Annotated in this window: 1 protein-coding gene; it reads right to left on the bottom strand. The window is 64.9% G+C overall.

Translation table 11 applies throughout. From position 1 onward, the window contains the following. Positions 1-891 precede the first annotated feature (891 nt). Positions 892-1515 carry a GNAT family N-acetyltransferase gene (locus E4J89_RS19260; RefSeq protein WP_169304076.1) on the bottom strand — a complete coding sequence of 208 codons (624 nt, stop codon included), beginning with the start codon at positions 1513-1515 and terminating at the stop codon, positions 892-894. Between the last annotated feature and the right edge of the window lie 324 nt (positions 1516-1839).

Below are 1839 nucleotides of genomic sequence, written 5' to 3'. Positions count from 1 at the left end.
ATTCAAACCAGGCTGATAAAAACCGCGACACACCACAGGGGCGGCACGCCACGGCACTTCAACCAATAAATAATTGGTATCAACAAACTTGGCACACTATTGAGTTCTCAAACAACAGGAGCACCCGGCACCCGGACGACCCTCACAGGCCCTCCATCGCTCCGGAGCAACTTTTCTAACTTACCCGGTTCCCGCAGCCTTTGCAAATCGCCGTTCCCGGCAGATTCAAACCCGAACCCGGGCCCCTCCCAACACCCCAGAGGCGCGTCAAGCGCACCAGAACCTGGCATATTTTTCAAGGGGATTGGCCGCTGTTTTCTCTGCTTCAGCAGCAGCGACTCAGAAAACAATACACGCCTCCCGCACCCCGCGCAAATCACCCCCACCACCCACCCAAAACCCCCACCCACACCAACCCCGCAACCCCAAAACCCCGCAAACACACCGAACCACGCACCCCGCAGCCCACCCGCACCACGGCCCAGCACAGCCATCCCGCCCGGAAGCGGCACTGTGCAGCCGCTCACTTCTGGTCTGGGTCCGGGCAGGCTGAGCGCCCTGGTGGTCGGCATTCCCGGCGCCGGCTACAGCAACCCGAGGCGGATGGCGCGGGTACTCGTTCGGGCCGCCGAGCATTTCGGCGGTCCATACCGACGGATCGAGCGCACACTCGTCCCGGCCGCCAAATATGTCGGTGGTCCGTACCGATGTATCGAGCGGCAACTCGTCCGGGCCACCGGCACGCGGCGGTCCCGGCCTGCGGATGGAGCGGACACTGGTCCGGGCCGCCGAGCATTTCGGCGGTCCATACCGACGGATCGAGCGCACACTCGTCCCGACCGCCAGCATTCGGCGGTCCAGAACGGCGACGTCCCCCGTTGCAGAGCCGGGTCAGACGTCTTCCGACGAGGGCACAAACTTCATGGACACGAGCTCGGTGAAGCCGGCGCGGCGGGCGAAGCGCACCTTGCGGCGCTTATAGATGGTGAAGCCGAGCTTGGCGTAGAGGCCGAGGGCAGGCGCGTTGGTATCTTTGATGTCCTCCAGCACGTACTCCCGGTACCCAGGCAGCGCCAGCAAGTGGCGCAGCAACGCGGTTCCGACGCCGCGGCCTTGATAGGAGGGCTCGGTGGCGACGAACCCAATTTCGGCGAGTCCTGGCCGGGCCCCGTCGGAGGAGCCCATGAACCAGCTCCGGATCACCACGTATCCGAGCAGCCCGCGGGCCAGCCCCAGATGGCGCCGGATCTGCCGCCACCGCGGCGCAAACAACACCTGGTCCCCCTCGGTCAGCGAGGCCATGCCGGCCGGTTCCCCGTCCACCAGCGCGATGTAGAACCGATCGAGCAGCAGCATGTGCTCGAACGCATCGGCCAGCCTCCCCGTGTCCCGCGAGAAAGCTACGAAGTCGTCCGCGAAGCTGCGCACGTAGACCTCGGTGATGCGGCGCCGGTATTCCTCGCCGAGTTCATCCCCACGCTTGACGACCACCATCAGTGGCACCCCTCCGCTCATCGCTCAAGCACATCCGGGTCCGAGCCTATCCCGGTGGCGGCACCGCGGCAGCCAGCCGTGGCTCCCAAGCAGCATTAGTCCCTCGAAACAACCCGTCCTGGAACGAACCAGCAAGGTGCAGGTTGTGGGGTTGGTGTGTAAACGCCGGCAGGCCGGGAACCAGCAAAGTCCCCAAAGCCGGCCGCCAGAACCGGTTGGGTGTTAACGGGGGAAGGCCCCGCCGTCGTTGGCGGGGCCTTCCCTGTGTAAAGAATGTCCGGCGGTGACCTACTCTCCCACACCCTCCCGAGTGCAGTACCATCGGCGCTGTGGGCCTTAGCTTCC

Origin of the sequence: Arthrobacter sp. CAU 1506 (assembly GCF_005047635.1) — a bacterium.
GTDB lineage: Bacteria > Actinomycetota > Actinomycetes > Actinomycetales > Micrococcaceae > Crystallibacter.
The sequence above is the reverse complement of the archived record's forward strand: the minus strand, read 5'-3'. Positions and strand labels throughout refer to the sequence as shown.